At 48.9% G+C, this 18,457-nt stretch carries 8 protein-coding genes; 2 read left to right on the top strand and 6 right to left on the bottom strand.

Annotation, left to right across the window (positions count from 1 at the left end; genetic code table 11):
• Positions 1-263 precede the first annotated feature (263 nt).
• On the top strand, positions 264-749 hold the full coding sequence (locus tag GC178_03235) for a hypothetical protein (GenBank protein ID MBI1286570.1): 486 nt from the start codon (positions 264-266) through the stop codon (positions 747-749).
• A 243-nt stretch (positions 750-992) separates the two neighbouring features.
• Positions 993-1,469, top strand: a complete 477-nt coding sequence (locus GC178_03240) for a GNAT family N-acetyltransferase (protein ID MBI1286571.1) — start codon at positions 993-995, stop codon at positions 1,467-1,469.
• A 60-nt stretch (positions 1,470-1,529) separates the two neighbouring features.
• Here GC178_03240 and GC178_03245 read toward each other — a convergent pair whose 3' ends face one another.
• The 6 genes from GC178_03245 to GC178_03270 form a co-directional block, all read right to left on the bottom strand.
• Positions 1,530-2,126, bottom strand: coding sequence for a DUF502 domain-containing protein (locus GC178_03245; GenBank protein ID MBI1286572.1), 597 nt, complete (start codon positions 2,124-2,126; stop codon positions 1,530-1,532).
• 133 nt (positions 2,127-2,259) lie between these two features.
• Positions 2,260-2,643, bottom strand: a complete 384-nt coding sequence (locus tag GC178_03250) for an MmcQ/YjbR family DNA-binding protein (GenBank protein ID MBI1286573.1) — start codon at positions 2,641-2,643, stop codon at positions 2,260-2,262.
• Between the two features lie 40 nt (positions 2,644-2,683).
• Entirely contained in the window at positions 2,684-3,301 is a 618-nt protein-coding gene (locus tag GC178_03255; GenBank protein MBI1286574.1) for a hypothetical protein, read from the bottom strand.
• Positions 3,288-4,034, bottom strand: coding sequence for a cyclase family protein (locus tag GC178_03260; GenBank protein MBI1286575.1), 747 nt, complete (start codon positions 4,032-4,034; stop codon positions 3,288-3,290). The genes GC178_03255 and GC178_03260 overlap by 14 nt, the downstream gene beginning before the upstream one ends.
• Complete coding sequence (locus GC178_03265) at positions 4,034-4,831, bottom strand: DNA/RNA non-specific endonuclease (GenBank protein MBI1286576.1); 798 nt, start codon at positions 4,829-4,831, stop codon at positions 4,034-4,036. Before GC178_03265 ends, GC178_03260 begins: the two co-directional genes overlap by 1 nt.
• 96 nt (positions 4,832-4,927) lie before the next feature.
• A complete protein-coding gene (locus GC178_03270; GenBank protein ID MBI1286577.1) occupies positions 4,928-18,373 on the bottom strand; it encodes an HYR domain-containing protein in 13,446 nt (4,481 codons plus the stop codon).
• Positions 18,374-18,457 lie beyond the last annotated feature (84 nt).

An 18,457-nucleotide genomic window follows, 5' to 3' on the forward strand; every position in this document is an offset into this window, starting at 1 on the left:
TCTTCTTGCCTTGCATCTACCGAAGGTCGGACCGACCGCGCAAAAAGTCAAGATCATGGAAAACTGAGTTTTCAACAGGTATATTTGGGTTGTGCAACGGGCACAATGCCTAAAAGTATTGCGTGGGACGGTACGTCAGTCGGGCTCAGTTTCATTCTGCTGCGTTACCGTATCTCGAAAACTCAGTAGTTTCAAAACGCAATACTTTTAGGCGCACCGTTGGCGTGCATTGCGAAAACTAATTGAAGCATCTATCATTCATATTGTCAGGAGTATTCTTGTTCTGCACTTTAAGTGCATCTGGTCAAATCGACAAAAGGAGCTTGAATGGCGAAAAGTCAGGGGTTGTTAGAATGAAGGACATCTCGGACGATGAATTGGTAAGTTTCAAATCTGGAAACCACATCATTACATTCAATTTCGTTGACATAACGCAGAGTGACACATCACTCGTTTTTCCATTTGACAGATTACCAGCGGACACATTGACTTTTAGTGAACTTGCAGACAGAACGGAACGTGCTGGAGGAGAGAACTGGGATGAATACTCACTTAAATTCAAAGTCAAATTTCTAATCGACCGTGGGTTGGTTTCCGTTTATTCGACCTTTGAAAAAAAGTGGATTAAGAAGCTTTACAGGACAGTTGTTTATCGTGGAAATTATGAAGGGACTGATTACATCTACACTCAAGATGAACGTCTTGTATTCGAAGTTAATCGACCATTTATTGGATGCCCCAGCTTTTAAATAAAACATCGACACGCCAACAATGCCTAAAATCATTGCGTGGGACGGTACGTCAGTCGGTCTCGGTTCGGTTCTGCGCTGTCCGTGCGCGGGTCAGTCCGAGTGATCTTTGATCGTATCGAGGACTGTGGGAAGGCTAACCACACACTTCTCGATACGCGCTACGCGCACTCGAAGTGACCTAACGCATTATCTTGAGCGGAAACAGTTATAAGGCATTTAAGGATGACAATAAAACAAACAATGAACAATTTGAAAATATCAATTAGACTTTCAAAACTTAGCGACTTGACAGAGATGCAGAAAATGTTTGTGGACACCATTTCGACAATCTGCAAAGACGACTATTCGCCAGAACAAATTAAGGTATGGACTTCTTCCATTGAAAACACTCAACGTTGGACAGACAAATTGACTTCACAATATTTTCTTATTGCAGAGCTTGACAATAAAATTGTCGGATACGCTTCATTGGAGAATAACGACTACTTTGACTTTTTATATGTTCACAAAGACTACCAGAGACAAGGTATTGCCGACAGACTTTATTCAGAAATCGAAAAAGAAGCAATTAAGCGAAATGCAACTATTCTAAATTCAGACGTAAGCGAAACAGCAAGACGGTTTTTTGAGAAAAAGGGGTTTAAAATAATAACACCACAGACAAACATTATCAAGGGCGTTGAAATCGTAAACTATAAAATGACCAAGACATTATGATTTTACTTACTGAACTCCGTTCAGAACCAATAAAAGCGACCTATAACAGCAGCTAAATCCCTACTTCTTCTTCTCACTTTGCTGCACCACCCCGCCTGAAACGATGAATTTCATCACTTCGGTAGAAGGCATATCGAGAAACTCCACGTGCTCCCTGCGCACAGCCATTTGGTTACCCATAACGCCATACGAGTACGGGAAATAGACGGAGATGTAATCTTCGGAGAGCTTGAGATCCTTGAGGTCGTGGCGGGTTACAAAACCGAACTTGTACTGTTCGGGGTCGCGCTGCACCAACACTTTTACGGGCTTGCCCATCTTATCCTCCTTCCCGAAGAAAACGGTTATGAGATCCTTTACCGCAAAGTAGATGACCTTGACCAGCGGGGCGCGTTTCATCAGTTCATCGAACCACGCCACAGCCGACCGCGACACTAAATGCGCAATGAGGTAGCCCAGCATGGCCAGCCACAGAAAGGAGAACAGCAGTCCGAAGCCGGGGATATGATACGGAAGCAGTTCGGAGAAGAGCGGTTCGAAGAGGTCATCGAGCAGCGTAACGAACCACACGATAACGAAAATGGTGACCGCAATGGGCATGATGAACAACAGCCCTTGCAGGAAATACCCGAACGCACGTCTTACAAAATTCTTCATGGTCTATGGTGATTGTCTGCTTTCCTACACGGAAGGGTGGGTGGGTTTGTTACTGGTTATTGGTTATTGAGTGATCCGAATTCGATGTACAAGTACCCTAAATAACTCAATAACCGAATAACTCAATAACTCGTTAAGCATCGCTTTGCATATCATCATTCGAGCTATTCTCCAATTCTTCCTGCGTCTTTTTGGGCAAGCTACCAACCACAAGGTTGTATGAGTCCAGCACCCATTGCCGTGCCTGCTCATCGGTAATGGAACCGTCAAATACAACGGTGTTCCAATGTTTCTTGCTCATGTGGTAACCGGGCCGTACGCCCGAGAATTCCTCGCGCAGTTCGATGGCCTTTTCGGGGTCGCATTTTGCATTGAACTGCAACGGATTGTTCTCCAACGCTGCCAAGCAGAACATCTTTCCCATCACCTTAAAAACCAGCGTGGATTCATCGAACGGAAAACCCTCCTCCACCCCTTTCAGGTTCAGACAGCATTCGCGGAGTTCTTCGATGTTCATGGGTTACTGATTACGGATCAATACGAATATACGAACAGGTTCAATGCTCCTTCAACGCACCGAAATAGCGAGTATTCATTAATTCTATATAGTCTTCAATTGAAGGAAGTCCTACTTCCATTCTCCGTTCGTTCAAACCCTCCCGATCCATTACGGGTTTTGGTTCAAAAGAGGTACTGTCAGGATTTAACGTTACCTGTGTACCATAGGTCTGCTGTTCTCCACGGTTGATGGCCAGTCTATCAAAAAGGTATGCGTAGTTAAGAGCAGGGGCATTTCCCTTATCTACCTCAATCTTCATCTGTTGAAGTACCGCTTCTTGAAATTCCACGTCCTTATCCTGATGCTGAACCAGAAGCCAAAACCTTGTGCAGCCTTCTTTGCCCACTTTATCATATCCGAGAAATCCATACTTGTGAAACAGAGCTTCTATAACTGAACCGTTCAGGCTATCGGTCAGTTGCATGTTCCTTGAAACTGTTTCCTTATCAAATCCAACCTCTCTACCATTTTCCAATTCCCTTGAAATACCTCTCCATCGCTGGTCTTCCGCAACCATAGAATCCAATAGCGATGTGAGGGTGGAATCTACTTGTGCAACCACACTATTGCACAGAAGCATCGATACCGATATCAATATTGCATTAAGTACAGACATTCAGAACATAAATCACAGGCCGGCTCGGAGCAGCATCATTCTCAAAAGGAGCAACCTGCAGATTGAGCAGGTAGAGGCCATCTTTCGCTTCCTGCGGAATGAACGCCAACTCGGTTACCGTGCAATCCATCCGAGGCGCTTCGGGATAGTTCCAAAAAGCCTTATGACCGAGCAGTTTGCCTCCATCCTCTTCCCTATCGATACTGGGTAGGTCGAGTATGAGATGGCGGCAACCGTTTGAAACCAACTTTGCCACGGTCTCATGATGCAGGTAAGGCGGATTCGTTCCCGAATACATGCGGTTGTGCTTGCTCTCGTCATTCGGTAGCGTTCGGATAATGATGGCGTCCGTTCTGGTCAGTTCTGGAAGTTGGTCAGGCATCACCACCCTGTCGCCACCAGGCATCTCTTTCGGTTGGACCGTGATAAGTTGCGCAACGCAATGGAACTGCTTGAAATACTGGTTCACACTAAAAACCTCCTTGTCGATATGACCGACACATTCGGTATGCGTGCCATTGCCATGCGGGTTGAAGAAGATGTCGCGGTAATTGACCGAAGCACCTTTCTCCACCGCCCCGACCCAATCGCCCATCACGTAGGGTTCCATGGTAACGGGTTTGGCGTAATAAGCGTTCAGCTTCCCTTCCACCGAAACAGGAATGGACAGGTCGATACCTTGGGCAAGGTCGGCCGTGTACTGTTTTCCGTTATGTGAGAGGGTCACCTTCATCAGTTCGCCCAGGTGTTTATCCAGTCCGTGTTCTTGTCGGCCTCAACTGTATTCTCTTCTGCATCTTTCAACTCCCAAAGCAGGTCAAGGCCGCTGCGTTTCTCCACTTCGTCAATGGTTACCACTTTGGTGACCAACGCATCGTTGCGCCCACTGTTCTGATCCATGATAAAAGCTGCATGTTCAAATGTGGATTTGCCCGTTGGCAGAATCACCACTTTCCAGTAACCGCTGGGTACCTTGTGCTCCTCGTTGGCCTTTGGCAGTGGCGGCATATCCCGTTCGTAAAGCGGACCGGTCATTACGTAAACCGTTCCGTGCTTCAGCACCAGCTCGCGCACGGCATTCTCCAACTTCACCCACGGACCTTGGTTCAGATCCGATTTCTGGGGAGTGATGTTGCTAAGTAGATTCGTCTGCGAGGCATCCAGCGAATGCTTGAACGAACCCAACGGAGCCTGATGTCCGCGCTCGTAATCCTGTGCCGCATTGGCTCCTGAATAATCAGAGGCTTCCAAGGTCTCATCATCATCCAACCACTCTTCGGAGTGCCAGTTGCGCTCCAGTCCGAGGTCGCCATCCACTTCATGCACAGTTAGCCGATATGCGACCCAATCGGCAAACTTGGTGTCATCGTTACTGCTCAGCACGTAGATGTCGTGAAAGATGAGATCATTGGTTGCTGGAGCCCCGTACGGAAACCCCATGAAGAAATGTTTGCAATGGATCTCGGGTCTTGTCTGCGCCATGGTGGCGACAACGGACAAACTGAGAATGAATGTGAGAACGCTCCTCATAACCGCAATTTGGGTCTAAGGTAGAATGGTGTGGTCGGAAATAAAGAAGCCCCGCTCATTAGTTATGAACGGGGCTTCCACTTTTTCAGTTCAGAATTACTTCACAAGCACCAATCTTTCCTGAATGCTCCTTTCGCCATCCACCACAATGCGGAGCATGTAAACGCCATCCGCCTCGGCAGAAAGATTCAGCATATATCGGCCGCTGAGGCCAGGCAGCTGCGCCATTTCAACCACTTGGCGACCAAGCAGATCGCGTACCTCCAACTCTACTTTAGACTGATGGTCCAACGAGTAATTGACCGTGAACATACCGGTTGATGGGTTCGGGAACACATCCATCGTCAATCCATATTCCTCAATACCTGTGGCACATGGCGAATCATCGCTATACGTGTACTCAGACGTGAAGCTGGTGAGCTCACAACCATTGGCATCTACCAGATGAACCGTGTAGTTACCGCTTTGAGTAGGACAGTAGAATGACTCTGTGGCACCTGCTATCGGAGCTCCATTGAGCGACCATTGGTATGAAACGGCTGAATCGTTTGAGCAATAAAGCACACCATCGGAACCTGCGGTGATGGTCGGATTCTGCACATCATAGTATGATAGATACACCGTGTCCGTGTTGCTCACGCAACCATCCGCATTGACCACACTCAGCCAGTAGGTGGCCGGAGTTGAGACCGTGATACTTGGAACAGAAGCCCCTGTGCTCCAGTTGTACTGCGCATAACCAGCTGCAGCGCTCAACACAACTGCATCTCCTGGACAAACCTGAACATCGCCCGAAGGATCGATCTGAATCTCGAATGGTGCACCTTCACCGATCACCACGCTACCGACAACAGTACATCCGTTGGCATCTGAAACTGTTACGGAGTAAGATCCCGCGGCCAACGCATTCGGATCGAATCCGCCCCAGTTCGGTGTGTATGGAGCCGTTCCGCCCGTTGTTGTGACGGTAGCTGTTCCATCGCTTCCGCTCGCACACGAGGCATCGGTTCCGGTAACCGAAACAGACATCTCCACCACATCCACAAAGAAGGTACACGTGGCCGTATTGCCGTTGTTATCCGTTGCAATGATGGTCGCGTTCAACTGAGACGTGATGGCTGAACCAGCCAAGGGCGATTGTGTCAATGTAACTGTTCCGCATGCATCGCTGGCAGTTGCCATGGCCGTGTAATCTGGAACCGTGAATTCGCAGTTGGCATCCAGGTTCAACAATTGATCGGCCGGACATGTGACCGTTGGGTTTGTGCTGTCCTCCAATGTCACATCAAATTCACAAGTGACCGAATTACCGGCATCATCAGCAACAGTGATCGTTACTGTTTGAACGCCTCCTGCGGTCAGCGAAGTTCCACTTGCCGGCACCTGCGTTATCTGAAGTGTGGCATCGCAGTTATCCGAAGCTTCCACATCACCAATGTAGTTCGCCAATGTAGCTTGGCAGTTAGCATTCAGGGCAACTGTCTGGTTGGATGGACAGACCGTGATAACCGGATCGGTCACATCCTGCGGTAGCACCGCGAACGAACATGTGGCGGTGTTTCCATTACCGTCATCAGCAGTAAGTGTTATGGCAGTACTTGAAAGAATGAAGGTACTTGCCGGTGGGAATTGCGATACCGAAACCGTTGACCCACAGTTGTCGGCCGTGGTGGCCATTGATGTATAATCCGGCAACAGGAACTGACAGTTGGCATCCAGATCGGCCGTTTGGTTTGATGGACATGTGATGGTAGGATCCACATCATCTATCGGAGTCACATCAAACGTACAGGTGGCATCATTTCCAAATGCATCTTCCACTGTTATGGTTACCGTGGTTCCTGCCGAAATGGTGCTACCGGCCACTGGTGACTGTGAACCGCTTACAACACCGCAGTTATCAGAATACTGCACCAACGGGCCATAATCTGGCACTTGATATTCGCAGTTGGCATTCACGGAAACCTGCTGATCGGCAGGACATGTGACCGTTGGAGGAGTATTGTCCGAAGGAATGATCTGGAACGAACAGTTAGATCCGTTTCCATTGCCATCTGATGCCGTCAGAAAGATGGTCTCGGTCTGCGCGATCAGATCTCCTGGCTGGCCACCTTGTCCACCAGATTGGCCTCCGAGTCCTTGAGTTACGATGATCTGCGAAGCGCAGTTGTCTGAAACGGTGGCAAGTCCTGTGTAATCAACCAACTCGAATGCACAGTTGGCATTGAATGTCACTTGCATATCACCAGGACAGGTTATAACCGGAGACGTTGTATCTGCTGGAGTAATATTGAATGAACAAGAGCCTATATTTCCGTTTCCATCATCGCCAGAAAGGGTGATCTGAGCGGTACCGCTGACCAATGTTCCAGCCGCTGGGCTCTGCTGAATCACGATTGTTCCAGAGCAGTTATCCGTAGCTGTTGCAAATCCTGCATAATCTTGAATTTCAAACTGACAGTTGGAATTGAAATAGACCGACTGATCTGGTGCACAGGTCAGGTCAGGAGCAGTATGATCGGCAGGATTGACCATGAACACACAGCTGGTGGCATTTCCAGCACCATCCGTCACAGTCATCGTGATCTGGGTGGAAGTGCTGATGGCTGCTGGAGGCGCTGGCGACTGAGTTGTTGTCAGAATACTTGAACAGTTATCCGAAGATGTCACCAAGCTTCTCATATCCGTCAGCGCATATTCGCAGTTCTGGTCGAAATCCACGTCCATATCTGCCGGACAGGTAATGTCTGGTGCGATATTGTCCTCTGGCATCACCAAGAAGACGCAACTTCCTGTATTGCCACTTTGATCGGCTGCTGTGAGAGTAACAACCGTGTTGGAGGTGAACGAAACTCCTGCCGCAGGCACTTGCGTGACCGTGAATGTAGTACTGCAATTGTCAGAAGGCGTTCCATCACCTGTATAATCTGCCAATGCAAATGCACAGTTCGAATCGAAATCGACTGTTTGATCGGATGGACAGACGATTGTCGGTGGCGTGTGGTCGGATGGAACGACATTGAACGTACAAGACGTGCTGTTTCCATTGTCATCCTCCGAAGTAAGCGTAACCGTTACCGAACCGGAGATCAACGTTCCAACTACAGGGTTCTGGGTGATCGTTGGACTACCATCGCAGTTGTCAGAAGAACCGGCCTGCGTTGTGTAATCTGGCAGCTCGTAGAAGCAACTTGCATCAAACTCAACTGCCTGATTGCCCAAACATGTAATGCTCGGAGCGATGTTGTCCTCCAGCGTAATGCTGAAATTACATGTCGAGGTATTTCCGTAATCGTCTTCAGCAGTTACCGTCACAGTTGTCTGTGTATTGATGATGGTTCCAATAGCTGGGCTTTGCGACAGCGTTGCTCCACCGCAGTTGTCGGTCACATTCGACTGAAGCGTGTAATCAGGCAACGTGAACTGACAGTTGATATCGGAACCGACCACTTGATTGGCAGGACATACCACCACAGGTGGCGTTGCATCGATCACATCGAACGTACAACTCGCATCATTTCCTGCTCCATCCGTAGCTGTCAACGTAACAGTTGTAACCCCTGAAATGGTTGTACCAGCCGTTGGCGATTGAGAAACCGCAGGCGTACCGTTACAGTTATCGGTCGTTACCAACAAACCTGTGTAATCCGGAATCTGCAACTGGCAGATCGCATCGAAATTCTCGAATTGATCTGAAGGACACGTAACAAGCGGTGCCTCATTATCTGTTACCGTTACGGTGAAGCTACACGTTCCTGTGTTTCCATGGCCATCGTTGGCAGAATACTCCACCGTAGTTGTTCCCAACGGGAATGAACCTCCGCTTGCCGGACCCGATTGGAGTACAGCAACCAGGCCGCTACCGCAGTTATCGGCCACGGTCGGTGTTCCGTAGGTAACCGTTGCTTGGCATGTAGAATGCGCCACATTGGCCGTAATGTCTGAAGGACATGTCAGCACAGGGTCTTCCGTATCGTTCACCGTTACGGTGAAGCTGCATGTGCTTGAGTTTCCACTACCATCAACCGCAGCGTAAACCACAGTAGAAGTACCTAATGGGAAAGACGAACCGGATACCAACCCGGAGCTAAGTGTCGGTGTTATGCTTCCCGTGCAGTTATCTGTCACGGTTGGCGCAGAATAGGTCACCACCGCATCACAGCTTCCAGCATCGTTGTCAGTCGTGATGTTGCTTGGACATGTGATAACTGGAGCCTCATTGTCAGTCACTGTTACATCGAAGCTGCAAGAGCCCGTGTTTCCGTTGCCATCATCTCCACTATAGGTTACCGTAGTTGTTCCAACCGGGAAGTTGGAACCGGAGGCCAGACCCGCGTCAAGCGTAGGCGTGATCGGAGAAGTACAGTTGTCAGTAACGGTTGGTGTTGAATACGTGACATCCGCACCACACGTGTTTGCAGCTACGTTCATGGTAATGTCCGAAGGACAGGTCACAACCGGATCCTCAGTATCGTTCACGGTCACGTCAAACTCACATGTAGTTGTGTTTCCGTTGCCATCATCGGCCGTGTAAACAACCGTCAGTGTTCCCGTAGAGAAAATGGTTCCACTGGCCTGACCGGATGTCAATGTCGGAACGATCACTCCCGCACAGTTGTCTATGGATGTGATGGTGGCGTATGTGATCAGCGCACCGCATGTTCCCTGATCTGTTCCCTGAACAATATCAGACGGACAATCGAAAATGGTTGGAACCGTATTGTCTTCCGGTGTTACCGTGAACGTACATGTTCCTGTGTTGCCAGCGTCATCTGTTCCGGTAAGTGTGATCGTGTTGGCACTTCCAATGACCGAACCGGCATTTGGAGATTGCGATACAGCAACCGTTGGATCACAGTTGTCTGCCGTAGTGGCCAAACCAGTATAATCCAGCAGAATGAATTGGCACGTGGCGTTCAGATCCACCGTCATATCCGAAGGACATGTAATGGTCGGATCGATGTTGTCCTCAAGCGTTACGGAGAAACTACACGTGGCGCTGTTTCCATTGTCATCGATCACCGTCAGATTGACCGTGGCGTTGGCAGAGATGGTTGCACCTATCGCTGGACTCTGAACGAACTGAAGATTCGCATCGCAGTTATCGTGCGCATTGGCCATCACGGTATAATCAGGAACCGTGAAATCGCAGTTGGCGCTCAGGTCTTCCACTTGGTTCGATGGACAGATAATGGTCGGAACCGTATTGTCCTCTGGCGTTACCGTAAATGAACAGCTATTGGTGTTGCCTGAATCATCCATCACATTGATAGTGACCGAAGTGGCCGCAGTAACGATGGTCCCGATGCTTGGTGACTGCGTAACATAAGGTGTCAAATCGCAGTTGTCTGCAATGGAAGCAGAACCCATGTAGTCCGGAATCGTGAACTGACAATCTGAAGTGAAGTTGACCGTAGCGTTTGCTGGACAAACGATTGTCGGAGCCGTTGCATCCTCTGGCACCACATTGAAGCTACACGTGGCCGTGTTTCCAGCATCATCCGTTACCGTAAGCGTAACCAATGTTGTACTGGAACGCGTAGCACCAATGGCAGGGCTTTGCGTCACCGTTGGGCTCGCATCGCAGTTATCACTGACCGTTGCTCCTGTGTAATCCGCAAGCGTAAACTCACAGTTCGTATCGAAACTTACAGTCTGATCAGTTGGACAAGTGATGGTCGGGTCCACATCATCGTTCGGAAGCACTTGGAATGTACATGTTCCCGTGTTCGAAGATGCATCTGTAAACGTGTATGTAATAGTGGTTGCACCGCTGATCACCACGCCCGCAGCAGGCGATTGTGTTGGTGAGAACGGAGGCGCATCGCAGTTGTCCGTTACACTCACTAATGTTGAATAGCTCGGAAGCGTGAACTGACAGTTGGCATCAAACGATTCTAACTGATCCGCAGGACATGAAAGAACTGGAGCGGTATTGTCAGAAGGCGTTACGGTGAACGTACATGTGCCGATGTTTCCTGACGCATCGGTAGCCGAGATGGTAACTACGGTTGCTCCTGCAACCGCACTTCCCGTAACTGGGCTTTGGGTGATGACTGGCGAGCCATCGCAGTTATCTGTAGCCGATGCAAGGCCTGTGTAGCTTGGCATGCTCAACTGGCATTGCGCTCCGAACGAAGCCGTTTGGTTGGATGGACACGTAACCGTTGGCGCGGTATGGTCTTCTGGAATCACTTCAAACGTACAGTTGGCTGTGTTCGAATTGTCATCCGTTGCCGTCAACGTTACTGTTGTTTGAGCAGAAATATTGGTTCCAGATGATGGAGATTGCGTTACCGTTGGGTTGGTTGTGCAGTTGTCAGCCGCTGTTGCCGAACCTGTGTAATCACCCAATGTGTATCCACACGAAGCATCGAAATTCACGGTCAGATTTCCTGGACAGGCGATCGTAGGATCGGTCGCGTCATCTGGAACCACGCTGAAACTACACGTACTGGTATTGCCACCGTCATCTGTCACGGTAATGGTCACAGAAGTAGTTCCGCTGACGATCGTTCCTACACTTGGGCTCTGCGTGGCCAACGGATTGGCATCACAGTTATCAGCGTACGTGGCCGAGCCTGTGTAATCCACCAACGCAAAACCACAATCAGCCGTAAAGCTCACATTCTGAGTCGTTGGACACGTAAGCGATGGTTGCGTAACGTCCTGAGGCGTTACCACCAACGTACAGGTAGATGAATTGCCTGATGCATCTGTAGCAGTAATACTCACCGTTGTGGTTGCCGTAAGTGTTGTTGCTGCCGCTGGCGACTGCACGAGTGCTGGGCTTGCATCGCAGTTATCACTCACCGTGGCTGAAGCCGTGTAGTCTGCCAAGCTGAATTCGCAGTTGGTATCGAAATCAACTGTTGCATTTGCAGGACAGGTCAATGACGGATCTTGGTCATCATTAGGAATTACCTGGAACGTACATGTTCCTGTGTTGGATGAAGCATCTGTTGCAGAGAATGTCACCGTGGTCGGACCTGTGATTGTTCCGCCAGAAGCTGGTGATTGCGTCAAAGTGAATGGTCCCAAATCGCAGTTATCGCTTACAGACACAAGTGCCGAGTAATCCACCATAGTGAACTCGCAGTTTGCATCCACAGAAACTGTTTGATCCAATGGACAGTTCAGCGATGGAGGCGTGTTGTCTTCTGGCGTTACCGTGAATGTACATGAACCAATGTTTCCTGAAAGGTCTGTAGAAGACAGTGTGATCACAGTTGAAGAACCGATCAAGGTCCCAGCCACGGGACTTTGAGAGATCGGAAGACCACTATCGCAGTTATCGCTCGAAGAACCCATGGAAGTGTAGTCGACCAATGTGAACTGGCAGTTGTTGTTGAATGATTCTGTCTGTGCCGAAGGACAGGTAACGGTCGGAGCCGTATTGTCGTCAGGAACTACATCAAACGAACAGGTCGCGGTATTGGAATCACCATCCGTAGCGGTCAATGTGATAGTTGTTGTTCCATTGATCACCGTTCCCACAGATACGTCCTGTGTGATGGTTGGAGAAGCGCTACAGTTATCGGTTGCCGTTGCAAGAGATGTGTAATCGACAACGGTAAACTCACAGTTGGTATCGAAATCCTCCAGTTGGTCTCCAGGACAACTGATACTTGGGTTGTTGTTGTCATTTGGAGTAACGAGGAATGTACAGTTAGACGTGTTTCCGTTGGCATCTTCAGCCGTCAACGTCACGTTAGTTGCAACAGTTATCAGCGTTCCGAAAGCAGGGCTTTGCGTCACATTCGGGCTGACATCACAGTTATCGGAAACCGAACCAGAACCCGTGTAATCAACGATCAAGAAATCGCAACTGGCATTGGAGCTCACGATCTGATCGGAAGGACAAACGATGGTCGGATCCACATTATCATCTGGAATCACATTGAATGTACACGTACTGCTGTTTCCCGAAGCATCTGAAACCGTAAGTGTGATGGCCGTTTGACCAGCGATCATTGTTCCTGTGCTTGGGCTTTGCGTCACGGTCGGGCTGCTATCGCAGTTATCGCCCGTTGTGGCCGAACCGGTGTAATCCACCAATGTGAATTGACAGTTGGTGTCGAAGTTCACGTTCTGATCCGATGGACACGAGATCGTTGGATTCATGTTGTCCGAAGGAATCACATCAAACGAACATGTATTCGAATTTCCATCCGCATCTTCTGCGGTGATCGTGATCGTCTGCGTAGCTGTGATAGGAGTTGAAGCCGCTGGACTTTGCGTGACTGTTGGAGAACTGTCACAGTTATCACTCACGTTCACCATGCCCGTGTAGGTCAAAAGCGTGTAGTTACAGCTTGCGGTAAAGCTAACTGCTTGATCTCCAGGACACGAAACGGTTGGAGCTGTATTGTCTGATGGAATCACATCGAATGTACACGTGGCAGTATTTCCGGCATCATCGGTTGCCGTAAGTGTAATCGTAGCAGTTGTTCCGATCGATGTTCCCGCGATTGGCGATTGGGAAACTGTCGGAGAAGTCGTACAGTTGTCCGCAGCCGTTGCCATCGATGTGTAATTGAGCAACGAATACTGGCATTGCCCATTGAATGAAACCGTTTGATCGGATGGACAGGAAATGGTCGGATCAGTATTGTCAACTGGAATCACGTTGAACGTACATGTTCGGATATTTCCGGCATCATCGGTAGCCGTCAATGTAACAGTCTGGCCTCCAGAAATGCTTGTACCAGCAGTTGGAGACTGCGTGATGGCAACACTTGCATCGCAGTTGTCTACAGCCGTTCCGAGTGAAGTATAATCAGGCAAACTCAACGTACATCCCGCACCGAACTGCTCTGTTTGGTTGGATGGACAAGTGATGGTCGGCAGCGTGTGGTCAGCTGGAATCACATCGAATGTACACGTGGCGGTGTTTCCAGCATCATCCGTTGCGGTCAACGTGATTGTTTGCGTTGCGGTAACAACTGTTCCTGTAGCGGGACTCTGTGTAACCGTTGGCGAAGCATCACAGTTATCGGCAGCCGTGGCCAAACCAGTATAGGTCTGTAGCGGATATTCGCAATCTGCATTGAAGTTCACATCAATATTGCTCGGACAGGAAATTGTCGGATCGACATGATCATCCGGAATCACATTGAATGTACATGTATTGATGTTTCCGCTGGCATCGGTTACCGTCAATGTAACTGCTGTCTGACCAGAAATGGTAGTTCCCGAAGCAGGACTTTGCGTAACTGTTGGCGAAGAATCGCAGTTATCGGCAGCGGTAGCAGAAGACGTCCAATCGGCCAAAGAATGCTGACAGCTGGCATCGAAGCTCACATTCTGATTCGAAGGACAGCTGATGGTCGGATTGGTCACATCATTAGGAATAACGCTGAACGTACATGTGCTGGTGTTGTTGTCTGCATCTGTTGCAGTAATGGTTACCACTGTTGTTCCGGTCACGACCGTAGAGGCCGTTGGGCTTTGCGAAAGTGTTGGCGATCCATCGCAGTTATCGTTCACAGTGGTCAAACCCGTGTAGCTCAAAAGTGTGTACTGGCAAGAAGCGCTGAACGAAACCGTCTGATCGGTAGGACAGGTAACCGTTGGTCCGGTGTTGTCAGAAGGAATTACATTGAACGTACATGTTCCGGTGTTTCCACTTGCGTCTGTGGCGGTTAAGGTAACCGCAGTTGTACCACCCACTGAAGTTCCAGAAACGGGTGATTGCGAGATGACAGGACTTGCATCGCAGTCATCCGAAGCAGAACCCAAAGCAACATAAGAACCTATTGTGTACTGACATTGGGAATTGAAAGACACGTTCTGATCGCTTGGACACGAAACAGTCGGATCCGTATTATCAACTGGAAGCACGCTGAACGTACATTGACTGCTGTTCGAGTTATCATCAACAGCCGTAAGGGTTATTGTCTGAGCACCGGAAATGGCAGTTCCTGGTGACGGAGATTGCGTTACAAGCACACTATTGTCACAGTTGTCAGAAGTTGAACTCAAACCTGTATAGTTCGGAAGCACAAACTGACATCCCGAACCGAATACTTCTGGCTGGTTTGATGGACAACTGATGGTTGGAGCCGTGTTGTCGGCAGGATATGCGCTGAATGTACATGTACCTGTATTTCCAGCATCATCCGTTGCTGTCAAAGTAACCGTTGTAGAAGCGGTAAGAATGCTACCGATAGATGGTGTCTGCGTGACTGTTGGCGATGGATCGCAATCGTCCGTTGCAGCCGTTCCTGTGTAATCAGGCAGCGTGAACTGGCAAATGGAATTCACAGTGATCGGCTGATTGCTCGGACAGATGATGGTCGGATCGACAATATCATTGGGAAGAATGGAGAACGTACAGCTTGCCGCATTTCCATCTGCATCCGTTGCCGTCATGGTAATTACCGTACTACCAGTAATAAGCGTATTTGCCGCAGGGCTTTGGGTCACAACTGGCGAAGGGTCACAATTATCTTGAAGGAAACCTACTTGACCTGTGTAATTCAAAATCTGGTACTGACAACTTGCGTTGAACGTCACTGTCTGATCTGAAGGACAGTTCATCTGCGGAGCTTCATTATCCTCCACCGTTACGGTGAACGAGCAGGTTCCCACATTGCTGGCACCGTCCGTTGCGGTATAGGTTACTTGCGTATCTCCGATCGGGAATGTGGCTCCACTTGCCAGACCAGTACTCAATACTGGTGTTACCGGACCATCGCAGTTGTCATTTGCCAGAAGGTTCACATAGGTCACAACCGCATCACACGATCCCGGATCAGAATCAACCGTAAAATCAATCGGACAGTTAAGGAATACCGGAGGTTGATTATCGGTGATCGTTACCGTGAAAGAGCATGTGGCTGTATTCGAAGACGCATCGGTAACTACAAATGTCAATGTCTGCGTTCCAACGGCAAAGAAGCTTCCACTTGCCAATCCGGCCGTTTGGCTCAATGTCTGTCCCGTACAGTTATCCGTAGTGGTCGGAGCTGCGAACGTGACAACCCTTCCGCATTGACCAGAAGAAGCAACCATGTTGATATTCGATGGGCAACTGATCGTTGGATTCTGGTTATCGATCACTGTCACCGTTTGGGTACATGTGTTTGTATTCCCTGCATTGTCGGTAGCCGTCCAAGTCACGGTTGTATTTCCTACCGGATATGCCGAAAGCCCATCATTGGTTGTAGAAGCCACCGCACAGTTATCAGATGCTGTTGGGGTGCCGAGAGAAACACCGGACGCAGTACACTGACCGGCATCCGCATTCACTGTAACAGTAGAAGGACATGAAATGGTCGGATTCTGACCATCGGTCACGGTTACCGTTTGATTACACGTGGCCGTATTTCCAGAGCCATCGGTAACAGTCCAAACAACCGTTGTATTTCCAAGCGGGAATGTGCTCGGAGCGTTATTCACGGTTGTTGCAACCGAACAGTTATCTGCAGTAGATGGCGAACCCAGAGAAACACCAGAAGCGGTACACACACCTGTTGATGTGTTCACGCTCACAGTTGCAGGACAGGTAATGGTCGGATTCTGTGTGTCTACAACCGTTACTGTTTGGTTACAGGAACTCGTATTGCCGGAACCATCAGTTACAGTCCATGTAACCGTGTTGGCTCCAAGCGAATAGCTTGATGGAGCATTATTCGAAGTTCCGGCCACCGAACAGTTATCCGATGTGGTTGGAGAACCAAGGGTGACGCTCGTTGCCGAACACGTTCCGCTGGCCGCATTCACCGAAACATTTGACGGACAGGTGATGGAAGGATTCTGATTATCGCTGACGTTGACGGTCTGCGTACATGTGGCGGTGTTTCCAGAACCATCAGTCACGGTCCAAGTAACTGTATTGGCACCCAGCGGAATATTGGAAGGAGCGTTATTGGTGGTACTTGCAACAGAGCAATTATCTGAAGTAGCAGGAGATCCCAAAGAAACTCCTGATGCATGGCAGGTTCCAGAGTTTGTGCTCACACTAACGGTTGCCGGGCATGAAATGGTCGGATTCTGATTATCATTCACCGTAACCGTCTGGTTGCAGGAAGCCGTATTTCCGGCAGCATCCGTTGCCGTCCATGTTACCGTATTCGCGCCAAGCGAATAAGTAGAGGTTGCATTATTGGTGTAGGTAACTCCCGAACAGTTATCTGAAACCGTTGGCGTGCCAAGCGAAACACCGCTGGCGGAACATCCTGAGTTCACATTGACCGAAACATTGGAAGGACAGGTTATACTTGGATTCTGATTATCGTTGACCGTGACCGTGAAACTGCACGACACGTTATTTCCAGATGGGTCGGTGGCTTTGTAAGTAACCGTTGTGGTGCCGACCGGGAACGAGCCACCACTTGCCGGTCCAGCGGTCCTTGTGAGCGTTGCCGAACAGTTATCATTATACGTAGGCAATGAATAAGAAACATTCTTAGAACACGAACCGCCCGTATTATTGGTGGTAATATTGGTTGGACAACTTATGGTCGGGTTGGTATTGTCCTGAACCGTCACAGTAGCATTGCAGCTTGCAGAATTACCATTGTTGTCGGTCACGGTCATGGTAACTGTATTGTTGCCAATGTTGCTACAGCTGAAACTTGTTTGGTTTAATGAATAAGTAGAAATTGAGCAGTTATCAGTACTTCCGTTGTTGATGCTACTTGCAGAAACTGAACCTGAACCAGATGAATTAAGCGTAACTGTTGCATTCTGACAATGAGGTGTTGGAGCAACGTTATCGATTGTAGGGGCGCCAACCGATTGGCACGAAATAGAAACAGAACTTGGATTGGCACAGCCACCCACTCCTCTTACAAAATACTGAGAGCTGAAAGGAGGAGCAATTGAAACACTTGAGCCCGAAGTGGCACCTACAGTTGTCCCACCACAACTGCCTGTATAAACCTGCCATTGCGTTGCGTCATGTAAATTTCCGCTGATCTGTAGATTGGTTGCGCTGCCCGCACAGACGGGGTTCGGGTTCCAAGAGAGAGACGGAGTAGAGGCGTAATTACAAGGCGTATAACTTATTGTAACTACAATTCTATCAACGCAAATGGCATTGTCTACACCTCCATTAGAGACGTTTGTTGTGATAGTGTTGGTTCCTCCATAGTTGTACGCATTCAAAACTGCGGAACTGGAACTTGAAACCGTTGTATTGAAACAGCTATTACAGGCGCAACTCCAACCACTGTTAACCCCAGATGCAATGGTGGCGCTATTGAGAAGCACATTGAATGAACCACCATCACAGACGGCATAATAGGTACACGAGATTCCTGTGACCACCGAGTTGGCAGGAAGGGGATCAGTGAATGTTTTACTTGGTGTCCAACCACCAGTTGAGTTGGATGAACACTGATAATCCTGAATTCCACAAAGTTGACAGAAACCACCTCCTGTGTAATCAAGGGTCACGGTTGCCGTCTGGGAAAAAGCAAAGGAAACGTTCAGTAAGATAATGGCCACCAAGGAAACAAATCCTAAATAACGCTGTGATCCTTGCTTTCGCTTACGTAAGAACTTCACAAATGGAGAGAGTAAAGAAATATTCATGTATCAAGAGGGTTGGGACAAGTAAAAGACGAAAATACCATTTTCCTCCATGAGACACATCATTTCATCGACCATCGGCAAGCG

The sequence above is a fragment of the Flavobacteriales bacterium genome (assembly GCA_016124845.1).
GTDB lineage: Bacteria > Bacteroidota > Bacteroidia > UBA10329 > UBA10329 > UBA10329.